The sequence below is a fragment of the Ochrobactrum teleogrylli genome, from assembly GCF_037482325.1.
GTDB classification, from domain to species: domain Bacteria; phylum Pseudomonadota; class Alphaproteobacteria; order Rhizobiales; family Rhizobiaceae; genus Brucella; species Brucella teleogrylli.
On record NZ_JBBHKQ010000001.1, the window covers coordinates 345,558 to 370,760 of the forward strand.

Consider the following 25,203-nt stretch of genomic DNA (forward strand, 5'->3'; position numbering starts at 1 on the left):
CAAGGCGAGAGGAATCACGGTTATAAGGCAACCACTCAACATCATTCCGATGATGTTGAGTGTTCTGGCCGTTCCCGCCGCGCAGTCCGGTTAATAGGACGTTTACTTTTACATTTTATCAATCTTTATAATTTGACGAGGTTTCCCATGATGCGCGTTTTGTGTCTCGTAGCGCTCGTGATCCTTGGAGGCTGTGCGACCGCCCCGCGGCAGGTCAGCAATGTATGCGCAGTCTTCGATCAGCGTGACGGTTGGTTTAACAATTGGCAGAGTGCCGCCACGCGCGTTTCGCGTGAATTCGGCGTGCCGGTTCCGGTTTTGATGGCGACGATCTATACGGAATCGGGCTTCCAGCCCTATGCACGACCGCCCCGCACGAAGATTCTCTGGATCATTCCATGGAAGCGCGCATCCAGCGCCTATGGCTATTCGCAAGCGCTCGACGGGACCTGGGATCGCTACAAGCGGGAGACTGGGCGCTGGACCGCTTCGCGCACCAATTTTGCCGACGCTATCCATTTCATCGGCTGGTATCACTATCAAAGCTATCAGAAGAACGGCATCAACCGCGCGGATGCGTATAGCCTCTATCTGGCTTATTACAGCGGCCATGGCGGCTATGCGCGTGGGGCCTGGCGTGGGAATGCGACGGCGCTCAATGGCGCGAAGAGGGCCCAGGCCATGGCCAATCGTTATGCGGCACAGTTGCGTTCCTGTGGCGGGATTAGCTAAAAGGTGAGGACGGGGGATTCAAATACGAAATTTGGAACACCGTCCGGCCTTAATCGCAACTATCATGCGCGCGGAATCGCAAATTGAGGATGACCTTTGCATGTTGAAAAAAATCGGTATCGGCCTGATTGGAGCCACCTTGCTGGCGGGCTGCACCACTGACCCTTATACGGGCGAACAGAAGATGTCGAACACGGCGGGCGGTGCTGCTATCGGCGCTGCCGTCGGCGCTTTGGGTGGCCTCATGGTTGGCGGTTCCAGCCGTGCACAGCGCAACGCCGTGCTGATCGGCGCAGGTATTGGCGCGCTCGGTGGCGGCGCTATCGGCAACTATATGGATCGCCAGGAAAATGAGCTGCGCGCGCAGCTTCAGGGCACCGGCGTATCCGTGACGCGTAACGGCGATCAGATCATCCTGAACATGCCGTCGAGCATCACCTTCGATACGGATCAGGATCAGGTGAAGAGCCAGTTCTATCCGACGCTGAACTCGGTGGCCATCGTGCTGCGCAAGTTCAACCAGACCCTGGTTGACGTCCTGGGTCACACCGACTCGACGGGTAGCGCCAGCCATAATCAGGATTTGTCGCAGCGTCGTGCCGGATCGGTGGCAAGCTATCTCGGTTCGCAGGGCATCGACCCACGCCGCTTTGCGATCATCGGTTATGGCGCAAGCCAGCCGGTCGCGACCAATGCGACGCCTGAAGGTCGTGCTCAGAACCGTCGCGTTGAAATTCAAATTTCACCGCTGCGGGGCGCAAGCTAACCCTTGGGCAGACAGAATCGGGCCGCTGTGGTCCCATCTAACGAACGCAGTTCCTCGCGAGAGGGCTGCGTTTTTCTATGTTCGGGCCGAATCGTTGCTCCGCCGAAAGTGGCGGAGCTGCTTAAAGCGTGGATAGGCTTTTTATTTTACGTCTCTCTAATTATAGAGAACAATAATGGAACAAAATAGTAATATTGTTTTATTTCAGACTGTTAGCCTTATTGCCAAACGAGAACAAAACAGATACAAATAGATATTGGCGATGAGCCTGCCGGGCTTCTAGCGGGACAAGAGGATGGTGTAAGATGTCTCAGAATTCATTGCGACTTGTTGAGGATAATTCAGTGGACAAGACTAAGGCACTTGATGCGGCGCTGTCACAGATCGAAAGAGCGTTCGGCAAAGGCTCGATCATGCGCCTGGGTCAGAACGACAAGGTGGTCGAGATCGAAACCGTATCGACCGGCTCGCTCTCTCTGGACATCGCGCTGGGTGTAGGCGGCTTGCCCAAGGGCCGCATCGTCGAAATTTACGGGCCGGAAAGCTCCGGTAAGACCACGCTCGCGCTACACACCATTGCTGAAGCGCAGAAGAAGGGCGGCATCTGCGCATTCGTTGACGCTGAACATGCGCTCGACCCTGTCTATGCACGTAAGCTTGGCGTGGATTTGGAAAACCTGCTGATCTCGCAGCCGGACACCGGCGAGCAGGCGCTTGAAATTACCGACACGCTCGTGCGTTCCGGTGCCATTGATGTTCTCGTCGTGGACTCCGTTGCAGCGCTGACGCCGCGTGCGGAAATCGAAGGCGAGATGGGCGATTCGCTCCCCGGTCTCCAGGCCCGTCTGATGAGCCAGGCGCTGCGCAAGCTCACCGCTTCGATCTCGCGTTCGAATTGCATGGTCATCTTCATCAACCAGATCCGTATGAAGATCGGCGTCATGTTCGGTTCGCCTGAAACGACTACCGGCGGTAATGCACTGAAGTTCTACGCTTCGGTTCGTCTCGATATCCGTCGCATCGGTTCCATCAAGGAGCGCGATGAGGTTGTCGGCAACCAGACCCGCGTGAAGGTTGTGAAGAACAAGCTTGCTCCTCCCTTCAAGCAGGTTGAGTTCGACATCATGTATGGCGCCGGTGTTTCCAAGACGGGCGAACTGGTCGATCTTGGCGTGAAAGCCGGTGTGGTCGAAAAGTCCGGCGCTTGGTTCTCCTATAATTCGCAGCGTCTCGGTCAGGGCCGTGAAAACGCGAAGCTTTACCTCAAGGAGAATCCTGAAGTAGCGCGCGAAATCGAAACGACGCTTCGCCAGAATGCCGGTTTGATCGCGGAACAGTTCCTTGAAGATGGCGGCCCGGAAGAAGATAGCGGGTCCGACGCTGCGGAGATGTAATCTCCGCTGTTGGTTCGGTTCGAACCTCAAGTTCCGCTTGAAAGTTGGAGGCCCTGTGCTGTTGCGCAGGGCTTCACTTTTTTCAGTCGCAGCTTGATAGGGATTCAACCGCACCGGCAAAAGCTGGTTTCAGGTGCTGAATTTGCCTTTATGGCGCACGCTGCTTATCTGGACAGAAAAGCAGCACATCGTTAAAAGCGGTCAACCGAAGAACTCCACTTCACGTCTTTGTAACGCGGGGAGGGAGTAATGCCTGCGGTTTCCGTTATTTAATGCGGTTTGCAGGTGCAAAAGACAATCGATGCTGCCTGTTAACAGGCTGCATCAATGCAGGGCAGGAAAAGCCCAAGGGTGAATTATGGCTGGCGTCAACGAGATTAGGTCCACATTCCTCGATTACTTCCGCAAGAACGGACATGAAATCGTTCCGTCGAGTCCGCTCGTGCCGCGCAACGATCCGACGCTCATGTTCACCAATGCGGGCATGGTGCAGTTCAAGAACGTTTTTACCGGGCTGGAACATCGCGCCTATAATCGCGCAACCACCTCGCAGAAATGCGTGCGCGCCGGCGGCAAGCATAACGATCTCGACAATGTCGGCTACACTGCGCGTCACCACACTTTCTTTGAAATGCTGGGCAATTTCTCGTTCGGCGATTATTTCAAGGAAGACGCTATCAGCTTCGCCTGGAACCTGATCACCAAGGAATTCGGTCTGCCGAAGGACAAGCTCCTCGTCACCGTCTATCATACGGATGAGGATGCGGCGAATTACTGGAAGAAGATCGCCGGCCTGAGCGATGACCGTATCATCCGTATTGCCACCAGCGACAATTTCTGGGCGATGGGCGATACCGGCCCGTGTGGCCCTTGCTCGGAAATCTTCTTTGATCACGGCGATCATATCTGGGGTGGACCTCCCGGATCGCCAGACGAAGACGGCGACCGTTTCATCGAAATCTGGAATCTCGTTTTCATGCAGTTCGAGCAGGTGACGCCCGAGCAGCGCATCGATTTGCCGCGTCCTTCGATCGATACCGGCATGGGTCTGGAACGCGTAGCCGCCGTGCTACAGGGCGTGCATGACAATTACGACATCGACCTGTTCAAGGCGCTGATCCGCGCATCGGAAGAAGCGACAGGCGTCAAGGCTGAGGGGGATTTCCGTGCCAGCCATCGCGTTATTGCTGACCATCTGCGCGCTTCGAGCTTCCTGATTGCCGATGGTGTTTTGCCGTCGAATGAAGGTCGCGGCTACGTGCTGCGCCGCATCATGCGCCGCGCCATGCGTCATGCCCAGCTTCTGGGTGCCAAGGAACCGTTGATGTGGCGTCTGCTGCCTGCGCTCATTCGGGAAATGGGTCAGGCCTATCCGGAACTGATCCGCGCCGAAGCGCTTATTTCCGAAACATTGAAGCTGGAAGAAACCCGTTTCCGCAAGACACTGGAACGCGGTCTCGGCCTCTTGTCCGACGCCTCCGAAAAGCTGGTCGAAGGCGACCGCCTCGACGGTGAAACGGCTTTCAAGCTTTACGACACTTATGGCTTTCCGCTCGATCTGACACAGGATGCACTGCGCCAGCGTGGTATTACTGTCGATACCGACGGCTTCTCCACTGCCATGGAACGCCAGAAGGCAGAAGCGCGCGCCAATTGGGCCGGTTCGGGCGAAGCCGCAACCGAAACGATCTGGTTCGGTATCAAGGACAAGGTCGGCGCGACAGAGTTCCTGGGTTATGAAACCGAAAGCGCTGAGGGCGTTATCGCCGCCCTGGTGCGCGACGGCTCGGAAGTGCAGTCGGCGTCCGAAGGCGAGACCGTATCGGTCGTGGTCAACCAGACGCCGTTCTATGGTGAATCCGGCGGCCAGCAGGGCGATACCGGAACGATTTCCGGCGAAGGTTTTGTCATTACCATCAAGGACACGCAGAAAAAGGGCGAAGGCGTCTTCGTTCATATCGGCGAAGTGACCAAGGGCACTGCGAAAACCGGCGAAGCCGTCGAATTGAAGGTCGATTCGGATCGTCGCACGCGCATTCGCTCTAATCACTCGGCAACCCATCTTCTGCATGAAGCGCTGCGCGAAACGCTGGGCAGCCATGTGGCGCAGAAGGGTTCGCTCGTTGCGCCTGATCGCCTGCGCTTTGACTTCTCGCATCCGAAGCCGATTTCGGCTGAGGAGCTGGCCAAGGTTGAAAACATGGCCAATGAGATCATTCTCCAGAACGCGCCGGTTTCCACCCGCCTGATGGCTGTGGACGATGCAATTGCTGAGGGCGCGATGGCGCTGTTCGGTGAAAAATATGGTGATGAAGTGCGCGTCGTGTCGATGGGCATGGCCAAGCATGGTCCGAAGGCTGGCAAGTCCTATTCGGTCGAACTTTGCGGCGGCACGCATGTGCGCCAGACAGGCGATATCGGTCTGGTCCGCATCGTTTCGGAAGGTGCGGTTGCAGCCGGTGTTCGTCGTATGGAAGCGCTGACGGGCGAGGCTGCGCGCCTTTATCTCGAAGAGCAGGACGAACGCGTGAAAGCAATCGCCAGCGCGCTGAAGACCACGCCTGCCGAAGCGCTTGAACGCGTCAACGCCCTGATGGACGAGCGCAAGAAGCTTGAGCGCGAATTGTCGGATGCACGCAAGAAGCTCGCGCTCGGCGGCGGTTCATCGGAGGGCGGCAGCGCGGTTGAAGCTGTGAATGGCGTCAACTTCCTCGGCAAGGTTGTGACTGGTGTATCGCCGCGCGATCTGAAGCCATTGGCCGACGAAGGCAAGAAGCAGGTTGGTTCCGGCGTGGTGCTGTTCATCGGCGTCGGGGAAGATGGCAAGGCCAGTGCCGTTGCTGCCGTGACGGAAGATCTGGTCGGTCGTTTCAGTGCCGTGGATCTGGTGCGCGCTGCTTCGGCAGCACTTGGCGGCGCCGGTGGCGGCGGCCGCCCGGACATGGCGCAGGCCGGCGGGCCGGATGGCGACAAGGCGGATGCTGCGATTGCAGCGGTCAAGGCGCTGATCGCCTGATTTAATAGCAATAAGGCCGGGGAAACCCGGCCTCAGCCTGCTGACAAACCCCTGGCTATGCCGGGGGGGTGTGATTCTCTGGGTCATGTTGAAGAAACCAGCCGCAGAACAGACCGCGCTCGAGATGGTGACGCTCGATCAACTGGTCCCGAAAGATCATCTGCTTCGCAAGATCGATGCGGTGATCGACTTCTCTTTCATCCATGACCGGGTTGCCGGGCTTTATTGCCCCGACAACGGCCGTCCTCCGCTCGATCCGACCTTGATGTTCAAGGCGCTGTTCATCGACTACCTGTTCGGCGTGCGCTCGGAGCGTCAGCTGGTGCGCGAGATCGAGGTCAATGTCGCCTATCGCTGGTTCCTGCGCCTGAAGCTGAGCGATGCGGTGTTCGACGCCTCGACACTGAGCCAGAACCGGCGGCGGCGCTTTAACGACACCTCGGTCGCCCAGGACATTTTCGACCATATCGTCGAACAGGCGATCCGGCACGGACTGGTCGATGGGACAGTGCTTTATACCGACAGCACACATCTGAAAGCCAATGCCAACAAGGGCAAATACGACCTTGAGATGATCGCCAGATCCCGGGCCGACTATTGGGCTGATCTTGATCGGGCCATTGATGCGGAACGGGCACTGCACGGCCAGAAGCCGATGAGGGACAAGCCGCGTGAGCGGGAGGTGAAGGAAACCAAGGTCAGCCGCACCGATCCGGAAAGCGGCTATATGGTGCGCGACGGCAAGCCGAAGGGCTTCTACTATCTCGACCACCGCACGGTGGATGGAAAGCTGGCCATCATCACCGATATCCACGTCACGCCGGCCAATGTGCATGACAGTCGCGTCTATCTCGACCGTCTGGATCGGCAACGCCGGCGCTTTGACTTCGAGGTTGGCGCGGTCGGGCTGGATGCTGGCTATGCGACAGCGGCCATTGCCCGGGGTTTGGAAGATCGCCATATCCTCGGCGTTACCAGCTACCGCACTCCAACGCCGCCCAGGGACGGCATGATGCGCAAGTCGAAGTTCGCATTCGAAGCGGATGCCGATGGCTATCGCTGCCCTGAGGGCCAATTGCTCCCCTATGCCACGACCGACCGCAACGGTTACAAGCATTATGTATCTGATCCGGCCATCTGCCGGACCTGCCCGCTGCTCGCATCCTGCACGGCCAACGCCAAGTCCATCCGTACCATCACCCGCCATGTCTGGCAGGACGCCCGCGAACGCACTGACGACCACCGGCTCACAGCTTGGGGAAAAGCGATCTACAAGCGGCGCAAGGAAACGGTGGAATGCTCCTTTGCCGACGCCAAGCAGCTGCACGGCCACCGCTACGCCCGCTTTCGAGGCCTTGTCCGCGTCGCCTGCCAATGCCTGCTGCAAGCCGCCGCACAGAACATCAAGAAGATCGCCATGGTCCTGACAAAGACCCCAAAGGCAGCCAGCGTATGAGCGGCTGCAGCCGCTTGCAACTCCTTACTAATGCAGTCACAAAACGCGCCCCTCTCAAAAACAAAACCCGCCGAAAAATATCGGCGGGTTTGTCAGCAGCCTGAGGCCGGGGAAACCCGGCCTTATCATTTTAAGCGGCGTGTGCTTTGCGGCTGTCATCGGGCGCTTCGGCCCGTTCATCAAGACCGTAGTCGCGAACCACGCTGGCGACCCGCAAGCGGTAGTTTTCAAAGACACCGCCACGACCCTGTGCCTGTGCAATGCGATGCGAGGGCAGGTTGCGCCATGCGCGGACGGCGTCTTCATCGCGCCAAAATGAGAGCGACAGCAGCTTGTCCGGCTCCACGAGGCTCTGGAAACGCTCGATTGAGATGAATCCATCGATGCGGCTGAGATCGTCCCGTAGGCCCGCCGCTATATCGAGATATTGTCCGCGCCGCTCATCATCGGCGGGCCAGACTTCAAAGATCACCGCGATCATGGTTTTACCAGCTCCGCATGAGGTCCCGATTGCGGCTTGAGGAACATGCGATCCTCAGATCGAATGAATTGCTCTCGGCGCGCAAATTCATAATTCTCGCGTCCGAGCGGATCGGCGGCAAGTCGCGCGCGATAGGCTTCATATGCGGCGAGGTTTTCCAGCGAATAAACGCCATAGGCCGTGGTAGCAGAGCCTTCATGCGGGCCGAAATAGCCGATCAGTTGCGCGCCGCAACGCGGAATGGCTTGGCCCCAATTGCGCGCATATTCGGCAAAAGCATCCGCTTTGAACGGGTCGATCTGGTAGCGGATGAAACAGGTGATCATGCGGGGTCTCCTTGATATGTATGCTTTCGATGGAAACACTGTAGCGGTTGAAATGCAGGCATAGTTCGGTTAGCATCGAAGTATGAAAGATGGACCGATCATAGCATCCGTCGCTGCTCTTCTCGGCGATCCGGCACGTGCAAACATGTTGACGGCGCTGATGGATGGACGCGCCTTGACCGTCAGCGAGCTGGCGTCTGCGGCGGGCGTCACCTTGCAGACTGCCAGCGGGCATCTGGCCAAGCTCGATGCGGCCAATCTGTTGATTGCTGAAAAGCAGGGGCGTCACCGTTATTTCCGCCTATCGGGCGCGGATGTGGCGCAGGTGCTGGAAGGGCTGATGGGCCTTGCCCAGCGAACGGGAGCGGTGCGCGTGCGCACGGGGCCGAAGGAGGAGGCATTGCGCAAGGCGCGCATCTGCTACGATCATCTGGCGGGCGAGCGCGGTGTTGAGATGCTCGATGCCGCGCACAGGCTTCGCCTCATCGATAATGCCGAAGAACCCGTGCTGACGGATGAGGGCAAATCGTTTTTCACCTGCCTGGGTGTGGACGTGGCAGGACTCGAACACGGCAAGAGACCGGTGTGCCGCCATTGTCTCGACTGGAGCGAACGGCGCAATCATCTGGGTGGTGCGCTTGGCGCGGCGCTTCTGAAGAATTTTATCGCGCGTGGTTGGGCCAGACGCGCCGAGGGGCGGGTGATCGCCTTTTCACCCACCGGCGCGCAAGCCTTCAAAAACGCGTTCTCAATTGAAGCGCAGCCGACTTGAAGTCGACACCTTAGCTCGCGGCCTTGACGGCAGCGTCATCCAGTTCAGCTGCACGTTTTGCGGCAGGACGGGCTTGCAGCCGTTCCCAATAGGCATCAAATGCCGGGCGGTGCGGCAAGCTTCCGAACATCATGCCCCAGCCTATATGAGAACCGACATAGACATCGGCTGCCGTGAAGCGATTGCCGGTAATATAGGGATGGCGCGATACCGCCTTTTCCAGCGTGGCGACGACGCTGTCGTAATTGCCATAGCCCATCATGCGCTCGCGCTCTGGCGGCACTTCAAAGCCCATGGAGCGATTTGATAGCGCCGCTTCCAGCGGCCCTGCGGCAAAAAACATCCAGCGATAGAAATCGGCGCGCTCGTCGGGATGGGGCGCAAGTCCTGCTTCCGGAAAGGTGACAGCCAGATAAGCGCAGACAGCTGCGGCTTCGGTGACGATAGCTTCGCCGTGGCGCAATGCGGGCACTTTGCCCATGGGGTTGACGGCACAAAATTCAGGGCCTTTCATCGGAGGGCCAAAATCGAGAATTTGAACGTCGTAGGGCTTGCCCGTCTCCTCCAGCATCCAGCGGGCGATACGTCCACGCGACATGGGATTGGTGAAAAGCGTCAGGTCAGCCATTTTATCCTCCTTGAATGGATGGATGCAGAATGCGCGTTTTCCCATATGAAGCAAATCAAAAAGAAAACGGCGGGAAAACCCGCCGTTTCGCATTCTTATGAAAGCTGCTGCTGATTAAGCAGCCATTGCCTTCTTGAGGTTTTCGTCGATCTTGTCGAGGAAGCCGGTGGTGGAGAGCCACGGCTGATCCGGACCGATCAGCAGCGCCAGATCCTTCGTCATGAAGCCGCTTTCCACGGTGTCCACGCAGACCTTTTCCAGCGTATCGGCAAAGCGCTTCAGCTCGGCATTGTCGTCGAGCTTGGCGCGATGTGCGAGACCACGGGTCCATGCGAAGATCGAAGCGATCGAGTTGGTCGAGGTTTCCTCGCCCTTCTGATGCTGGCGATAGTGACGGGTCACGGTGCCGTGTGCAGCTTCAGCTTCGACGGTCTTGCCATCCGGCGTCATCAGAACCGAGGTCATCAGGCCGAGCGAGCCAAAACCCTGAGCCACGATATCCGACTGAACGTCGCCGTCGTAGTTCTTACAAGCCCAGACATAACCGCCCGACCATTTGAGCGCCGAAGCGACCATGTCGTCGATAAGGCGATGTTCGTACCAGATCTTCGCTTCCTTGAACTTTTCGGCGAATTCGGTCTGGTAGACTTCTTCGAAGATGTCCTTGAAGCGACCGTCATAGGCCTTGAGAATGGTGTTCTTGGTCGAGAGATAGACCGGGTAGTTGCGCTGCAAGCCGTAGTTCAGCGAGGCGCGTGCGAATTCGCGGATCGATTCGTCGAGGTTGTACATGGCCATTGCCACGCCAGCCGCCGGAGCCTGATAGACTTCGTGTTCGATGGTTTCGCCGTCTTCACCGACGAACTTGATCGAAAGCGTGCCCTTGCCCGGGAACTTGAAATCGGTCGCGCGGTACTGGTCGCCGAATGCATGACGGCCAACAATGATCGGCTGGGTCCAGCCCGGCACGAGGCGCGGAACGTTCTTGCAGATGATCGGCTCGCGGAAGATCACGCCGCCGAGAATGTTGCGGATGGTGCCGTTTGGCGACTTCCACATCTTCTTGAGCTTGAATTCTTCAACGCGCGCTTCATCGGGGGTGATGGTTGCGCACTTTACGCCGACGCCGTGTTCCTTGATGGCGTTTGCTGCATCGATGGTGACCTGGTCATTGGTCGCATCGCGGTTTTCAACCGACAGATCGTAATATTTCAGATCGACGTCGAGATAGGGATGGATCAGCTTGTCCTTGATGAACTGCCAGATGATGCGGGTCATCTCGTCGCCGTCGAGTTCAACGACTGGGTTCGCAACCTTGATTTTTGCCATGGATGAAGCCTCTTTTTAAATGCGTCTTGAATGCGTTGGGCCCCTATAGCACCCGCAGGGAATAAGGCAAAGCTCTCAGGCCTCATTCTTTGGCCTATAGGTGAAATTGGCAGTCAAAAAATCGCGAAGGGCGGGGTCAGGCTGCGTGGTGCGTTGCCGGCTCGCTGTTGCGTGGCTTCTTCCAGCTCTCCTGCTGCTGGCGGTAATTTTCCTGTTCGCGCGCCAGAATGGCATCGGCGTCGAGCGCGGAAATGGCGGCTGCCTTGTCGGTCGGCACGAGGCCGTTCAGTTGCAGGGAAAGATAGCGCCCGCAGCAGACGCGCAGGAAAGAGGCGAAATTGTCGAGGTCGTGGCCTTCTTCGCGGGATTCGCCATAAAGCTTGCTGATCAGTCGGCTCACGCTGAGACCGTCGCGGGAAGCAACATCTTCCAGTGTCCACCAGAAGAAGTTTTCAAGCCTAACGCTGGTGACGACGCCATCAATGCGCAGTGAGCGTGTTACGCTCTGCCAGAGTTCTGGATTGGCACCGATGAACAATCTGCACATGATTTTCTCCCGGATAAAGCTCCGTGGATAGTGTTGCGCAATATGAAGCTGCCTGCAACCGGATGATGATTGCAGGCAATATCCATTATGCTCAAGCGTGCGTGATCTTGGTGCCGAGCACGGCGAGGAACTGCGATAGCCATGCCGGATGAGCGGGCCATGCGGGCGCGGTGACGAGGTTTCCGTCTGTTACGGCTTTATCGACGGGAATATCGGCATAGGTGCCACCGGCGAGTTCGACTTCCGGGCGGCAAGCCGGATAGGCTGAACAGGTGCGGCCTTCCAGCACGCGGGCGGCTGCAAGCAGCTGGGCGCCGTGGCAGACGGCGGCGACGGGTTTGTTTGCTTCGAAGAAGTGTTTTACGATCGCAATCACCTTGTCATCGAGCCGCAAATATTCCGGCCCGCGACCACCAGGAATGACCAGCGCGTCATAATTTTCAGCCTTCACATCGGCGAAACTGGCATTCAGCGTGAAATTATGGCCGGGCTTTTCCGAATAGGTCTGGTGACCTTCGAAATCGTGGATGGCGGTCGCGACCTGATCTCCCGCTTTCTTGCCGGGGCAAACCGCGTGAACCGTGTGGCCGACCGCAAGCAAGGTCTGGAACGGGACCATGGTTTCATAGTCTTCGCCGAAATCACCGCACAGCATGAGAATTTTTTTACCGGACATGGCTTCCTCCCTGAATCCTGATTTTCCGTACGGTTAATCTGGCATGGATGCGGCGAGGGCAGGTGTTATTCAGATACTACACCTGTTTTTTGCGGACGAACGTAAGGGGAATCTTTGCGAATTTACCTCAATTATGTCAGGGAAACGCCACGATTATATATATGACGGAAAGCATCATGGCAGGAACAGACAAGCAGCGCCCCTTTATCGCGGAAGGACCGGCAATCGTGCTGGTGGAGCCGCAATTGCCGGAGAACATCGGCATGGTGGCGCGTGCCATGGCGAATTTCGGTCTGGCTGAATTGCGGCTCGTCAATCCGCGTGAGGAGTTTCCCAGCGAAAAGGCGAGGGCCGCCGCCAGCAAGGCCGATCATGTCATCGACAATGCGGTGGTTTATGACGACCTGCCGTCGGCGATTGCCGATCTCAATTTCGTCTATGCCACCACGGCGCGTGAACGCGATGGCTTCAAGCAGGTGCGCAGCGCCGTCGAGGCCGGTAATGAATTGCGCACGCGTTTTCGAAGCGGCGAAAAGACGGGCATCCTCTTCGGTCGTGAACGCTTTGGTCTCAGCAATGAAGAGGTCGGGCTTGCCGATGAGTTGGTGACTTTTCCGGTCAATCCGGCCTTCGCCTCGCTCAATATCGCACAGGCCGTGCTGCTCATGTCCTATGAGTGGATGAAGTCCGGTCTCGAGACCGAGACGGAAACGGTTTTCCGTGGACCAGAGATGGAGCTTGCGCCGAAGCACGAATTGCAGGGCCTGTTCAACCATCTGGAAGAAGCCCTTGATGTCAGAGGCTATTTCCGGCCCGAAGCGCGCAAGGAAATTATGGTCAATAATCTGCGCGCCGTGCTGACGCGGGCCGGTTTCGCCTCAGCGGAATTGAAGCTCCTGCGCGGGGTTGTCACCTCGCTTGATGTGTTTACGCCCAAGAAGCCGCGTGGCTCCGGCGCGCCGGAAGGTCGCGCCCGCAAGCCCGCTCCAGAGGATAAGGCAGAATGAAAGACGCGCCCGTCGCCAGCTTTTCCGCTTCCGCAACAACCGACAACGAAAGACCTATATTGGTCTTCGACAGCGGTATCGGCGGTTTGACGGTGTTGCGCGAGGCGCGGGTGCTGATGCCGGACCGGCGTTTCGTCTATATCGCCGACGATGCCGGTTTTCCCTATGGCGGCTGGGAAGAAGAGGCGCTTCGGGCGCGTATCGTTGAACTGTTCGGCGGTTTCATCGCAACGCACAATCCTGAAATCGCGGTCATCGCCTGCAATACGGCCTCGACATTGGTGCTGGACGATTTGCGCCGCGCCTATCCATCGGTGCCTTTTGTGGGGACCGTGCCTGCGATCAAGCCCGCCGCCGAGCGCACATCGTCCGGGCTGGTTTCCGTGCTGGCGACGCCCGGCACGGTGAAGCGCGCTTATACCCGCGATCTCATCCAGTCTTTCGCCTCGCAATGCCATGTGCGGCTGGTCGGCGCTGATCGGCTGGCGAGCATTGCCGAGTCGCATATTCGCGGCGAGGAGATCGATGAAGCGCTGGTCGTGGAACAGATCGCGCCGTGCTTTATCGAGAAGGATGGCAACCGCACGGATATCGTGGTGCTTGCCTGCACCCACTATCCGTTTCTCGCCAATGTGTTCCGCCGTCTGGCACCATGGCCGGTGGATTGGCTCGATCCGGCGGAAGCGATTGCGCGCCGCACCGTATCGCTGCTGACGCCGCGCAAGGGCGATGTTGAATTGCATCACCACGACGATCTTGCGGTCTTCACCTCACAGAAGCCGGATTATGCCATCCGCAGGCTGATGCAGGGATTTGGGCTGCAATTCGCATAAGATATCATGCTTAAGGCCTTGTATTTTCCTGATCTTACGTGATCATGCTTGTGATCCGTCGATAAGGAAAAAGAGATGACCGGCACGATACCGCAGATCAAGCTTCCGTCAGGTCAGAACGTTCCAGCGCTGGGACAAGGCACCTGGTATATGGGTGAGAACGCCGGAGAGCGTCACCATGAGGTTGAGGCGCTTCGATACGGTATCGAGCTTGGCATGACGCTGATCGACACGGCGGAAATGTATGCCGATGGCGAAGCTGAGGAAGTTGTCGGCGAAGCCATAACAGGTCGCCGCGACGACGTGTTTCTGGTGAGCAAGGTTCTGCCCTATAACGCATCTCGGACTGGCACGATCGAGGCTTGCGAGCGCAGTCTGGAACGTTTCGGTACGGATCGCATCGATCTTTATCTCCTGCACTGGCGCGGGCGTCATCCGCTGGCTGAAACAATTGCTGCTTTCGAGGAATTGCAGCAGGCAGGCAAGATCGTCGCTTGGGGTGTCAGCAATTTTGATGCAGGCGATATGCAAGAGCTGTTCAGCGTCACGGGCGGTCAGGCTGTCGCGAGCAATCAGATTCTCTATAATCTCACACGGCGCGGGCCAGAATTCGACCTCATGCCCTGGTGCGGTCAGCATGGCATTCCGCTGATGGCCTATTCGCCTATCGAACAGGGCCGTTTGCTCGGCAATCGCGCTTTGGCGGAGATCGCTGCGGAATATAGCGTGACGCCTGCGGCGGTGGCGCTGGCATGGATCATGCGCAAGGGCAACGTGGTTGCTATTCCAAAATCATCGAACCTGCATCATGTTCGCGACAACAGAAAAGCCGCAGATTTGCGGCTTTCCGAAGAGCAATTGGCGCGTCTTGACCGCGCCTTTGCGCCGCCTTCGCGAAAAGTGGCGCTGGAGATGCTTTGAAATGGCTCTGTGATTGAATCAAAGAGCCGTTTTAAGCTGTTGTTTATAATCAATTTTCACAGGGTGTGGCTAGCGGGCGTCTTTCTTCGCCTGTTTGACACTTGCGGTCTTGCGGTTACGCCCGCGATCGGCAAGCCGCGTGAAAGTGCTGTACTTTTCATTTGGAACATTTCGCATACCGAAATGGGCATGACGCGTATTGAAGGTTTTGGCAGCCTTTTCGCTGGCGAGCTTTGCTGCAAGCGCTTTCTGGGCGTTGGCGATCAGATCGCTGGCAGCTGCCATCTGTTCACGGCGCTCGACTTCGCCATTGATGCGCGCCACGGCAGTCGCGAGAACGGCAACCTTCAGGTGAGAGCCTTCATCGGCCTTTGAAGCCGTCGCGCCACGGGCCGCCGATTTGCCGCGCATTTCACGGCGGCGCTGGTTGGCTTGATCGCGCGCCTTCTTGCGGCGCTCGCGGATCAGCTTTGCCAGTTGGGTGAGTTCCTCGTCGGACACTTCCTGCAAATGCGGATGCTGGGTCTTTTCCACCAGCTCCTTCTCTTCTGCATTAAGCGCGCGCGCCTGGTCCTTTCTGCTGACGGCCATGGGACATCCTTTCCTTGAAAAGCAATTTCCGCAAAAATCCCTATAGGGATATAGGCTCGGCTTTTGTCCGGGGAAGAGCGTAGTTGAAGTTTTCGTGTCACGCTTTTTATAGCGGTGTTCCTGCGGGCCGGCATGGAACTATTACGACCGATTTCCGTTATCCCGCAGTCGGAAAAAGCGCGGAGATCAGCATATGGAAATCGTCGAAACCCGCATCGGCTCGATAGGCGGCTTCAAGCTCTATACGGTCGAGTTTATTGCCGAGGGTGATGAAAAGGTATCCGTGATTTTTGAAAACGAAACCGGGGTGGAGTTGAATCGCGACGATGCCATTCGGCGTGCAGCAGCCAAGCTTGGTGCGGCGCTCGGCGTTGCGTCCATGGAATGTGGAATTGAACCCGACACCTTGCTGACGCGCCCCAGCGCAAGGCGGGCAGGTGACCGGGCCGAACTGGAACGTCAGCTGGAGGAAGGGCTGGAAGATACCTTTCCCGCGAGCGATCCGGTTTCGGTGACGAGTTCCGCGATACCGGCATCCGCGGACCCGAAGTCGTAAGGCGATACAAAGAGAAAAGCCGAAGCGTATGCTCCGGCTTTTCATGTTCATAAAATGAATCGCTTTTTTGATTTAACCCTTTGATAAATCAAAGATTGCGGCGTTTCCCTTCCAGAATGTCCAGAACGGCGCGTGCACAATCCAACACATTCGAGCCGGGGCCGAATACCGCTGCGACGCCGTGGTCGAACAGATATTGATAGTCCTGACGCGGCACCACTCCACCGCAAACCACGACGATGTTTTCCGCGCCTTTTGCTTTCAGCGTATCAACGAGCTGCGGCAGCAGGGTCTTGTGACCGGCAGCCAGCGACGACACCCCAATGACGTGCACTTTCGACTTGATGGCCATATCAGCCGCTTCGTCGGGTGTCTGGAATAATGGTCCGGCCAGAACTTCGAACCCGATATCGCCGAAAGCTGACGCGATGATCTTGGCGCCGCGGTCATGCCCGTCCTGTCCAAGCTTGGCGACCATTACCTTTGGCGTTTCGCCGCTCTGCTTGGAAAACTCCTCCAGCCGCGACACCAGCGTCTGATATTCAGGCTCGTGATGATAGGCATCGCCATAGACCTTGCGGATGACTTTCGGTTCTGCGGCGTGGTCGCCAAAAGCGCGGCGCATGGCGTCGGAAATTTCGCCGACCGTGGCGCGAGCGCGGGATGCCTCGACGGCTGCGGCAAGAAGATTGCCTTCCCCGCTGGTCGCCACTTCTTCGAGAGCGGCGAGGGCGGCTTCGACCTTTGCCTTGTCGCGGGTCTGGCGAATGCGCTCGATGCGCGCGATCTGCGACTGACGCACGGCGGTATTGTCGATTTCGAGAATGTCGATCTCGTCTTCCTGTTCCAGCCGGAACTTGTTGACGCCGACAATGACTTCCTCGCCCTTGTCGATGGCAGCCTGACGCTTGGTGGCGGCTTCCTCGATCAGCCGCTTCGGCAGGCCGCTTTCGACGGCCTTGGTCATGCCGCCCAGTTCTTCCACTTCCTCGATCAACGCCCAGGCCTTCTCGGCCAGTTCGTTGGTCAGGCTTTCGATGTAATAGGAGCCGGCCAGCGGATCGACCACCTTGGTCACGCCGGTCTCGTTCTGGAGAATGAGCTGCGTGTTGCGGGCGATGCGAGCGGAAAATTCCGTCGGCAAAGCAATGGCTTCGTCGAAAGCGTTCGTGTGCAGCGATTGCGTGCCGCCAAGGGCGGCCGACATGGCCTCGAATGCCGTGCGCACGACATTGTTGTAGGGGTCCTGTTCCTGCAAAGACACGCCAGAGGTCTGGCAGTGGGTGCGCAGCATCAGGGAACCCGGCTTTTTCGGCTCGAATTCCTTCATGATGCGCGTCCAGAGAAGACGGGCTGCGCGCAGCTTGGCGATTTCCATGAAGAAATTCATGCCGATGGCGAAGAAGAACGATAGGCGACCGGCAAAGTCATCGACATTGAGGCCTTTTTGCAGGGCCGCACGCACATATTCGCGCCCGTCGGCCAGCGTGAAGGCCAGTTCCTGCACCAGCGTCGCGCCAGCTTCCTGCATGTGATAGCCGGAAATGGAAATCGAGTTGAACTTCGGCATTTCCGTCGCCGTATAGGCGATGATATCCGCAATGATCCGCATGGAGGGTTCGGGCGGATAAATATAGGTGTTGCGGACCATGAACTCCTTGAGAATGTCGTTCTGGATGGTGCCGGAAAGCAGGTCGCGAGAGACACCTTGTTCTTCGCCTGCAACGATGAAATTGGCGAGGATCGGGATCACCGCGCCATTCATGGTCATCGACACGGAAACCTTCTCAAGCGGGATACCATCGAAGAGGATTTTCATGTCTTCGACGGAGTCGATGGCCACGCCCGCCTTGCCGACATCGCCGACGACACGCGGATGGTCGCTGTCATAGCCGCGATGGGTGGCAAGGTCGAAGGCGACGGACACGCCCTGCTGTCCGGCGGCCAGCGCCTTGCGGTAGAAGGCGTTGGATGCCTCGGCGGTGGAGAAACCAGCATATTGGCGGATGGTCCACGGACGTCCGGCATACATGGTCGCGCGCGGGCCGCGCACGAACGGTTCGAAACCCGGCAGGCTGTCGAGATGGCCGACATTTTGCAGGTCGTCCGCCGTATAAAGCGGCTTCACGTCGATGCCTTCCGGCGTATGCCAGACAAGGCTATCCGCAGGGCGCTTCAGTTCCTTTTCGGCCAACGCTTCCCAATCCGCGCGGGTTTTCTGCGTCATTGGCTTATTCTCCATCCCATATCGTCCTCATGCCCAGCTTCCCCGTCCTTCGAGACGCACCCTGCGGGCGCTCCTCAGGATGAGGAAAGCTTGCACCTGCACCTTGAGCCGGTGCAAAGCACCGCGTTGCAGGCTTATTCGAATTCCATAATCAGTTCGTCGACGGCAAGGCTTTCTCCGGCCTTGACGGCAACGCGCTTGACGGTGGCGCGACGTTCGGCGCGCAGCACGTTTTCCATCTTCATGGCCTCGACCGTCGCAAGTGGTTGTCCGGCTTCCACCGTAACGCCTTCCTCTGCCAGAATCGAGGTGATGACGCCCGGCATCGGGCAGAGCAACATTTTCGATGTATCCGGCGGCAGCTTGACCGGCATCAGCTTTGCCAGTTCCGCGATGCGGGGTTTTCGCACATGCACGGTCAGGTCCATGCCGCGCCAGCGCAGACGCCAGCCGGAGCCCGCGCGGGCGACCTTCACGCTCAGCGGCTTGCCGCCGACGGTGAATGTGGCGAGTTCGCGTCCTGGATGCCAGTCGCTGGCAATGGTGAGGCTGCCGCCATCGACGAAATTCACCGTTGCGCCGCCTTCGCCGTCGGCAAGGCGAACCGGCAGAAGATGGTCGCCGATCTTGACCACCCAGTCGTTGCCGGGCTTGAGGTCCTGCCCGGAAAGACGACCGGAAATTTGTCCGTCGCGGGTGACAACGGTGAGATTGATATGGGCAGCGACTGCAGCCAGAAGGCGCGCATCATCTTCCGATGGCGCAACACCCGAGAAACCATCCGGATATTCCTCTGCGATGAAGGCCGTGGTCAATGCACCGGCTCTGAAGCGCTGGTGGTCCATGACGGCGGACAGGAATGGCAGATTGTGGCCGATGCCTTCCACTTCGAAGGCGTCGAGCGCGTTGCCCATCGCGTCGATTGCGGCAAGGCGATCCGGCCCCCAGGAGCAAAGCTTGGCGATCATCGGATCGTAATACATCGAGATTTCGCCGCCCTCGAACACGCCGGTATCGTTGCGGATGACCGTTCCGTCGTCGCGACGACCTTCCACCGGAGGCCGGTAGCGGGTCAGGCGACCAATGGAGGGCAGGAAGTTGCGATAAGGGTCTTCGGCATAGAGACGGCTTTCCATGGCCCAGCCATTGAGCTTCACATCGGCCTGACCAAAGCGCAGCTTTTCACCGGCGGCAACGCGGATCATTTCTTCCACCAGATCGATCCCGGTGATGAGTTCCGTCACCGGATGCTCCACCTGCAAGCGCGTATTCATTTCGAGGAAATAGAAATTGCGGCTGCCATCGACGATGAACTCAACCGTACCGGCGGAAAAATACCCAACCGCCCTGGCAAGTGCGACGGCCTGTTCGCCCATGGCCTTGCGGGTCGCTTCGTCGAGGAAGGGTGAGGGCGCTTCCTCGATCACCTTCTGGTTTCGGCGCTGGATGGAACATTCGCGTTCGCCGAGATAGACGACATTGCCATGCTGGTCGCCAAGCACCTGAATTTCGATATGGCGCGGCTGCGTGACGAATTTTTCAATGAAAATGCGGTCGTCGCCGAAGGAGGATTTTGCCTCGTTGCGCGACAGTTGAAAGCCTTCGCGGGCTTCGTCGTCGTTCCACGCAATACGCATGCCCTTGCCGCCACCACCGGCAGACGCCTTGATCATCACCGGATAGCCGATGGAACCAGCGATCTTCACCGCTTCGTCAGCGTCTTCGATCAGGCCCATATGGCCGGGCACGGTGGAAACGCACGCTTCCGCCGCCAGCTTCTTGGAGGTGATCTTGTCGCCCATCGCATCAATGGCGTTCACCGGCGGTCCGATGAAAGTGACATTGGCCGCCTTCAGCGCTTCGGCGAAACGGGCATTCTCCGACAGGAAGCCATAGCCCGGATGCACGGCGTCCGCCCCGGTCTGCCTGATGGCATCCAGAATCTTGTCGATGACGATGTAGGACTGGTTGGAAGGTGCAGGCCCGATATGCACGGCCTCGTCGGCCATTTTCACATGCAGCGCATTGCGGTCGGCATCGGAATAAACCGCAACCGTGGCAATGCCCATCTTCTTTGCGGTCTTGATCACACGGCAGGCGATTTCGCCGCGATTGGCAATGAGGATTTTCTTGATCATCTTTATCTACTCAACTGAACCGGATCACAGCGGAATGGTGTCGTGCTTTTTCCAGGGCGCGCTTTGTTGCTTGTTGCGCAGGCTGGCAAAAGCGCGCGCAATGCGGCGGCGCGAGGAATGCGGCATGATCACCTCGTCGATGAAGCCACGCTCGGCGGCGACGAACGGATTGGCGAAGCGTTCTTCATATTCGCTCTGGCGGGCGGCAATCTTTTCGGGGTCGCCCAGTTCCGAGCGATAGAGGATTTCCGTTGCGCCCTTGGCACCCATCACGGCGATTTCCGCCGTTGGCCAGGCATAGTTGATGTCCGCGCCGATATGCTTGGAGGCCATCACGTCATAAGCGCCGCCATAGGCCTTGCGCGTGATGAGCGTGACCATAGGCACTGTCGCCTGACTATAGGCGAACAGCAGCTTTGCGCCGTGCTTGATGACGCCGCCATATTCCTGCGCCGTGCCCGGCAGAAAGCCCGGTACGTCCACAAGGGTCAGAAGCGGGATCGAAAAAGCATCGCAGAAGCGTACGAAACGTGCGGCCTTGCGCGAGGAATCGATATCGAGGCAGCCTGCAAGCACCATGGGCTGGTTAGCGACGACGCCGACTGTCTGGCCTTCGATACGAAGGAATCCGGTAATGATGTTCTTGGCGAAGGCTTCCTGAATTTCGAAGAACTCGCCTTCGTCTGCCAGCGCGTGGATCAGTTCCTTCATGTCGTAGGGCTTGGTTGCGCTGTCGGGGATCAGCGTATCGAGCCGCATTTCCAGCCGGGACGGGTCGTCATGCACCGGACGGACCGGTGGCTTGTCGCGATTGTTGAGTGGTAGGAAATCGAACAGAATGCGCACCTGTTCCAGCGCTTCGATGTCGTTTTCGTAAGCGCCATCAGCGACCGACGACTTGGCGGTATGCGTGCGTGCGCCGCCCAGTTCTTCCGCCGTGACGATCTCATTCGTCACGGTCTTCACCACATCCGGGCCGGTAACGAACATGTAAGAACTGTCGCGCACCATGAAGATGAAGTCGGTCATCGCCGGGGAATAGACCGCGCCGCCCGCGCAGGGGCCCATGATGACGGAAATCTGCGGAATGACGCCGGAGGCATCGGCATTGCGCTTGAACACGTCGGCATAACCCGCCAGCGAGGCGACGCCTTCCTGAATGCGCGCGCCGCCCGAATCGTTGAGGCCAATGACGGGCGCGCCGTTCTTCATCGCCATATCCATGATCTTGCAGATCTTCTGGGCATGGGTTTCCGACAGCGAGCCGCCGAGCACAGTGAAATCCTGACTGAACACATAGACCTGACGGCCATTGATCGTGCCCCAGCCGGTGACGACGCCATCGCCTGCCACTTTCTGCTCCGCCATGCCGAAATCGGTGCAGCGATGCGTGACATACATATCGAACTCCTCGAACGATCCTTCGTCGAGAAGCACTTCGATACGTTCGCGGGCGGTCAGTTTGCCTTTGGCGTGCTGGGCATCGATACGGCGTTGGCCACCGCCGATACGCGCTTCGGCGCGGCGGGCTTCGAGCTGTTCTAGGAGTTCCTGCATTATTGCGGCCTTCGAAAGTCGGTTATGAAACTGAAATGATAGGCATTTTTAGATGCGTTTTCTAAAATGCTTAAAGCGCTTGTGAGCCGTGTAGAAAAGCTTGAAAAGGTGCGATTGTGTAAGTTATAAATTTGCAAATAGCAAAATGCGAAATTGCGAAAATGGCACCTAAAAAACTCTATGTCGGCAGGAAGATACGTCAAATCCGCGAGCAGCATAAGGCCACGCAGTCGGCCTTTGCTGAACGTCTCGGTATTTCAACGAGTTATCTGAACCAGATCGAGAACAACCAGCGCCCCGTTTCGGCAGCCGTCCTGTTGGCGCTGGCCGAGAATTACCAGATCGATATTGGCGCGATCTCGCTCGGGGATGATGACCGGTTGTTATCGGCGGTTTCCGAGGCGCTGGCCGATCCTGTATTCGACAATTACAAGCCGAACCTCCAGGAGTTGAAACTCATCACCCAGAATGCGCCGGGACTGGCGCATGCCCTGATCGCCTGCCATCAGGCTTATCGGCGCAACAGCGAGCAGCTTGCCAGTCTCGATAACCAGCTGGGGCGCGCGCCTTCGATAGCCGAGCCTGCGCCTTATGAGGAAGTTCGCGACTTCTTTCATTTTATCGACAATTATGTGCATGAGATTGATGTTGCAGCAGAAAAGCTTGCCGAGAAGCTGGATATTCCCGGTCGGGATATCGGTGTCGCCCTGCCGCAATATATGGAAGACCGCCACCGCGTGCGGCTGGCAAGGTCCGGTTCAGACGAGGCGGTTCTGCGTCGCTTCGATGCGCAAGCACGGGTTCTCTATCTCAATCCCTATTCGCCTGCTTCGACGCGCCATTTCCAGATCGCATTTCAAATCGCCGAACTTGAAATGGAAGAACTGGTCAATGCGATAGCAAGGCGGGCCGATTTCAGGTCGGTCGAAGCAGTCGAGATTTGCAAGATCGGCCTGCGCAATTATTTTGCCGGCGCGCTGGTCATGCCGTACCAGACTTTTCTGTCGGCGGCGAAAGAACTGCGCCATGATCTTGAACTTTTGGCTTCGCGGTTCGGGGCCAGTCTGGAACAGGTTGCGCATCGTCTCAGCACTTTGCAGCGTTCGGGCCAGCGCGGCATCCCGGTTTTTTTCGCGCGTATCGACCGGGCAGGCAATATCACCAAGCGACACAGTGCCGCCAAGCTGCAATTTGCGCGTTATGGCGCCGCCTGTCCGCTCTGGAATGTGCATCAGGCTTTCGAAATGCCAGGAAGGATTATCCGTCAGTTGGCAGAAACGCCTGACGGTGCCCGCTATCTCTGTGTGGCCACGGAACTGACGAAAAGCGAGGGTGGTTTCAACGCCCCGCAGCGGCGCTATGCCATCGCCCTTGGCTGTGAAGTGGGCTACGCCCATGATTTCGTCTATGCGGATGGTCTCGATATCACGGCGCGGTCAGCCTTCGATCCCATTGGCGTTTCATGCCGGATTTGCGACCGTGCGGAATGTGTGCAGCGTGCCGTGCCGCCGCTCAAAAGCAGGCTGGCGGTCGATCACGACCGCCGTGGCATCCTGCCTTACAGGTTGATGTAGTCAGAAACCTGCATGTTCCTTGAGGAAGTCGGCTTCGTCTTCCGTGGTTGCGCGGCCCAGCACCTTGTTGCGATGCGGGAAACGGCCGAACTGCTCGATGATGTTGTGGTGCTCGCGGGCAAAGCCGAGCGAATATGGGTCGCCGAGCCTTTCATAAAGCTCGACGCAGCGGCGCTGGTGGTCCAGATTTTCGCTGTGCATGAAGGGCAGGTAGAAGAACTGCCGCTCATCGGCGGAAAGCTGCCGGTCGAAATCGTGGTCGAGCGCCTGCATGGCCACATCCAGTGCCAGGCCGTCGCTCTCGAAGGAACGCGGCGAGCCGCGGAACATATTGCGCGGGAACTGATCGAACAGGATCGTTAAGGCCAGCGCGCTTTCCGGCTGTTGCTTCCACGATTCCAGCTTGCCGGCGCGTGCATCGGCATAGGCGACAGCGAATTTCTCGCGAATCTCATTGTCGATATCGTCGCTTTTCGTGAACCAGTTTTCACGCATCTTGGGCGAAAACCAGAATTTGAGCACATCTTGCGGTTCGATAGCCATCTGGGGCCTCCCTTTATCGTTTCAGGCTCAACACCTATTGGGTCTTGGGTGGAGCCTGATCCGGCTGCGGGCAGGGCGGCTCTCCCTTGAAGTTGCGGGACATACAGCCGAATCGGTCAAAACTCTTGCCTGTATCCATGGCAGCCTTTCCCGCGCCACCGCAGCCTGTGAGGATGATGCCGGATAACAGGGCGAGCGAGACAAATATACCGCGTCGTTTCATGATGTTTTTCCCGAAAATGGACAGGCGCTGTCGGTTGAACAGATAATAGGGACGGGGTGAAGGCAGGACAATAGAGGTGCTGGATTTGCCGTGTGTTCACAAAGTTTCACATTCTTGCCCGATACTTGTGGTTCAGTTGAGGCCATTAACCGGTCAGCAAGTTCTGCGATCTAGGAACGATCGGCAATGGCCTCGTGGCGGAATGCAACGCAGGGAGCCTGCAAACTCCCCTGTCCTTGGTTCAAACCCAGGGCGAGGCCTCCATCATCCTCTTCCGCGATAATTCTGCACGCCCTGTTCAGGAATCCAGACATCCTGCGGCGCTGCACCGGTCTGGTAAAAAACGTCGATCGGGATGCCTCCACGCGGATACCAGTAACCGCCGATGCGCAGCCATTCCGGTTGCAGCAGATCGACCAGACGCTTGCCGATAGTCACAGTACAATCTTCGTGGAAAGCGCCGTGATTGCGGAATGAAAACAGGAAAAGCTTGAGCGATTTGCTTTCCACCAGCCAGCGGTCCGGAACATAGTCAATCACCAGATGCGCGAAATCCGGCTGCCCGGTCATGGGGCAGAGCGATGTAAATTCCGGTGCCGTAAAGCGCACGCAATAGCGCGTGCCATGCTGCGGATTGGCGACCTTTTCGAGAACGGCTTCTTCCGGCGAGGTGGGAACACCTGTGGTCGATCCCAGTTGGGTAAGGCCGGAATATATTGTATTTTCTGACATTTAAGCGCCTTTCGTCAAGTTACGGCGCAGCCAGTTTCGCGCTTATGCGCGCAGCACAAGCATTGCTGCTTGGCTCTTGTCCTTGTTTTGACCGGGTAGGCTGCGACCGGTGGCAAAATTGCCGATGCAGCTGCACTATCAGGCAGCTGAGCAGGCGTAAAGGGAAATAGATACAGGA

At 57.8% G+C, this 25,203-nt stretch carries 24 protein-coding genes and 1 tRNA gene; 12 read left to right on the forward strand and 13 right to left on the reverse strand.

Annotated elements, in window-relative coordinates; genetic code table 11:
- Positions 1 to 147 precede the first annotated feature (147 nt).
- The 5 genes from WIX40_RS01745 (at position 148) to WIX40_RS01765 (ending at position 7,364) form a co-directional block, all read left to right on the forward strand.
- Complete coding sequence (locus WIX40_RS01745; RefSeq protein WP_121536272.1) at positions 148 to 732, forward strand: transglycosylase SLT domain-containing protein; 585 nt, start codon at positions 148 to 150, stop codon at positions 730 to 732.
- Between the two features lie 100 nt (positions 733 to 832).
- Positions 833 to 1,498 (forward strand): YiaD family glycine zipper/OmpA-like lipoprotein, encoded by a 666-nt coding sequence (locus tag WIX40_RS01750; RefSeq protein WP_109370251.1) that lies wholly within the window; start codon positions 833 to 835, stop codon positions 1,496 to 1,498.
- 305 nt (positions 1,499 to 1,803) lie between these two features.
- The gene (recA, locus tag WIX40_RS01755; RefSeq protein WP_109369210.1) at positions 1,804 to 2,892 is read left to right on the forward strand and encodes a recombinase RecA; all 1,089 of its coding nucleotides are present in this window, start codon (positions 1,804 to 1,806) and stop codon (positions 2,890 to 2,892) included.
- 358 nt (positions 2,893 to 3,250) lie between these two features.
- Positions 3,251 to 5,908 carry an alanine--tRNA ligase gene (alaS, locus tag WIX40_RS01760; RefSeq protein ID WP_109369209.1) on the forward strand — a complete coding sequence of 886 codons (2,658 nt, stop codon included), beginning with the start codon at positions 3,251 to 3,253 and terminating at the stop codon, positions 5,906 to 5,908.
- A gap of 85 nt (positions 5,909 to 5,993) precedes the next feature.
- The gene (locus tag WIX40_RS01765; protein ID WP_339438144.1) at positions 5,994 to 7,364 is read left to right on the forward strand and encodes an IS1182 family transposase; all 1,371 of its coding nucleotides are present in this window, start codon (positions 5,994 to 5,996) and stop codon (positions 7,362 to 7,364) included.
- A 130-nt stretch (positions 7,365 to 7,494) separates the two neighbouring features.
- Here WIX40_RS01765 and WIX40_RS01770 read toward each other — a convergent pair whose 3' ends face one another.
- Both WIX40_RS01770 and WIX40_RS01775 read right to left on the reverse strand, forming a co-directional pair.
- Positions 7,495 to 7,845, reverse strand: a complete 351-nt coding sequence (locus tag WIX40_RS01770; RefSeq protein WP_109369208.1) for an antibiotic biosynthesis monooxygenase family protein — start codon at positions 7,843 to 7,845, stop codon at positions 7,495 to 7,497.
- Positions 7,842 to 8,171, reverse strand: a complete 330-nt coding sequence (locus WIX40_RS01775; protein ID WP_109369207.1) for an NIPSNAP family protein — start codon at positions 8,169 to 8,171, stop codon at positions 7,842 to 7,844. Before WIX40_RS01775 ends, WIX40_RS01770 begins: the two co-directional genes overlap by 4 nt.
- An 82-nt stretch (positions 8,172 to 8,253) precedes the next feature.
- Here WIX40_RS01775 and WIX40_RS01780 point away from each other — a divergent pair, with 82 nt between their 5' ends.
- Entirely contained in the window at positions 8,254 to 8,943 is a 690-nt protein-coding gene (locus WIX40_RS01780; protein ID WP_109369206.1) for an ArsR/SmtB family transcription factor, read from the forward strand.
- A 10-nt stretch (positions 8,944 to 8,953) separates the two neighbouring features.
- On the opposite strand, the gene WIX40_RS01785 is transcribed toward WIX40_RS01780, so the two are convergent.
- The 4 genes from WIX40_RS01785 to WIX40_RS01800 all read right to left on the reverse strand — a co-directional run bounded on the left by WIX40_RS01785 (position 8,954) and on the right by WIX40_RS01800 (position 12,123).
- A complete protein-coding gene (locus WIX40_RS01785) occupies positions 8,954 to 9,571 on the reverse strand; it encodes a glutathione S-transferase family protein (protein WP_109369205.1) in 618 nt (205 codons plus the stop codon).
- A gap of 114 nt (positions 9,572 to 9,685) precedes the next feature.
- Positions 9,686 to 10,900: an NADP-dependent isocitrate dehydrogenase gene (locus WIX40_RS01790; RefSeq protein WP_109369204.1), complete on the reverse strand. Its 1,215-nt coding sequence runs from the start codon at positions 10,898 to 10,900 to the stop codon at positions 9,686 to 9,688.
- Positions 10,901 to 11,036: 136 nt separating this feature from the next.
- Positions 11,037 to 11,447: a ribbon-helix-helix domain-containing protein gene (locus WIX40_RS01795; protein WP_109369203.1), complete on the reverse strand. Its 411-nt coding sequence runs from the start codon at positions 11,445 to 11,447 to the stop codon at positions 11,037 to 11,039.
- 91 nt (positions 11,448 to 11,538) lie between these two features.
- Entirely contained in the window at positions 11,539 to 12,123 is a 585-nt protein-coding gene (locus WIX40_RS01800) for a DJ-1/PfpI family protein (RefSeq protein WP_109369202.1), read from the reverse strand.
- Positions 12,124 to 12,299: 176 nt separating this feature from the next.
- Here WIX40_RS01800 and WIX40_RS01805 point away from each other — a divergent pair, with 176 nt between their 5' ends.
- From WIX40_RS01805 to WIX40_RS01815, 3 genes are all read left to right on the forward strand, one after another.
- Positions 12,300 to 13,130, forward strand: coding sequence for an RNA methyltransferase (locus WIX40_RS01805; protein WP_109370249.1), 831 nt, complete (start codon positions 12,300 to 12,302; stop codon positions 13,128 to 13,130).
- A complete protein-coding gene (gene murI, locus WIX40_RS01810) occupies positions 13,127 to 13,963 on the forward strand; it encodes a glutamate racemase (protein WP_109369201.1) in 837 nt (278 codons plus the stop codon). The genes WIX40_RS01805 and murI overlap by 4 nt, the downstream gene beginning before the upstream one ends.
- 75 nt (positions 13,964 to 14,038) lie before the next feature.
- The gene (locus tag WIX40_RS01815) at positions 14,039 to 14,884 is read left to right on the forward strand and encodes an aldo/keto reductase (protein WP_109369200.1); all 846 of its coding nucleotides are present in this window, start codon (positions 14,039 to 14,041) and stop codon (positions 14,882 to 14,884) included.
- Between the two features lie 69 nt (positions 14,885 to 14,953).
- Here the strand turns inward: WIX40_RS01815 and WIX40_RS01820 are convergent, their stop codons facing one another.
- A complete protein-coding gene (locus WIX40_RS01820) occupies positions 14,954 to 15,475 on the reverse strand; it encodes a hypothetical protein (RefSeq protein WP_109369199.1) in 522 nt (173 codons plus the stop codon).
- A gap of 193 nt (positions 15,476 to 15,668) precedes the next feature.
- Here WIX40_RS01820 and WIX40_RS01825 point away from each other — a divergent pair, with 193 nt between their 5' ends.
- A complete protein-coding gene (locus WIX40_RS01825) occupies positions 15,669 to 16,031 on the forward strand; it encodes a hypothetical protein (RefSeq protein ID WP_109369198.1) in 363 nt (120 codons plus the stop codon).
- An 88-nt stretch (positions 16,032 to 16,119) separates the two neighbouring features.
- Here WIX40_RS01825 and scpA read toward each other — a convergent pair whose 3' ends face one another.
- The 3 genes from scpA to WIX40_RS01840 all read right to left on the reverse strand — a co-directional run bounded on the left by scpA (position 16,120) and on the right by WIX40_RS01840 (position 21,953).
- The gene (gene scpA, locus WIX40_RS01830) at positions 16,120 to 18,258 is read right to left on the reverse strand and encodes a methylmalonyl-CoA mutase (protein WP_339438151.1); all 2,139 of its coding nucleotides are present in this window, start codon (positions 18,256 to 18,258) and stop codon (positions 16,120 to 16,122) included.
- Between the two features lie 134 nt (positions 18,259 to 18,392).
- On the reverse strand, positions 18,393 to 20,396 hold the full coding sequence (locus tag WIX40_RS01835; RefSeq protein ID WP_109369196.1) for an acetyl-CoA carboxylase biotin carboxylase subunit: 2,004 nt from the start codon (positions 20,394 to 20,396) through the stop codon (positions 18,393 to 18,395).
- A 24-nt stretch (positions 20,397 to 20,420) separates the two neighbouring features.
- The gene (locus WIX40_RS01840; protein WP_109369195.1) at positions 20,421 to 21,953 is read right to left on the reverse strand and encodes an acyl-CoA carboxylase subunit beta; all 1,533 of its coding nucleotides are present in this window, start codon (positions 21,951 to 21,953) and stop codon (positions 20,421 to 20,423) included.
- A gap of 161 nt (positions 21,954 to 22,114) precedes the next feature.
- Between WIX40_RS01840 and WIX40_RS01845 the strand changes: the two genes are divergently transcribed.
- Positions 22,115 to 23,527, forward strand: coding sequence for a helix-turn-helix domain-containing protein (locus WIX40_RS01845; RefSeq protein WP_121536264.1), 1,413 nt, complete (start codon positions 22,115 to 22,117; stop codon positions 23,525 to 23,527).
- On the opposite strand, the gene WIX40_RS01850 is transcribed toward WIX40_RS01845, so the two are convergent.
- Entirely contained in the window at positions 23,528 to 24,070 is a 543-nt protein-coding gene (locus WIX40_RS01850; protein WP_109369193.1) for a DUF924 family protein, read from the reverse strand.
- A 34-nt stretch (positions 24,071 to 24,104) separates the two neighbouring features.
- On the reverse strand, positions 24,105 to 24,293 hold the full coding sequence (locus WIX40_RS01855) for a hypothetical protein (protein WP_109369192.1): 189 nt from the start codon (positions 24,291 to 24,293) through the stop codon (positions 24,105 to 24,107).
- A gap of 188 nt (positions 24,294 to 24,481) precedes the next feature.
- Between WIX40_RS01855 and WIX40_RS01860 the strand changes: the two genes are divergently transcribed.
- Positions 24,482 to 24,557 (forward strand) — tRNA-Cys (locus tag WIX40_RS01860).
- Here the strand turns inward: WIX40_RS01860 and queF are convergent.
- Complete coding sequence (gene queF, locus WIX40_RS01865) at positions 24,558 to 25,025, reverse strand: preQ(1) synthase (protein WP_109369191.1); 468 nt, start codon at positions 25,023 to 25,025, stop codon at positions 24,558 to 24,560. It lies immediately after the preceding tRNA gene.
- Positions 25,026 to 25,203: the final 178 nt, after the last annotated feature.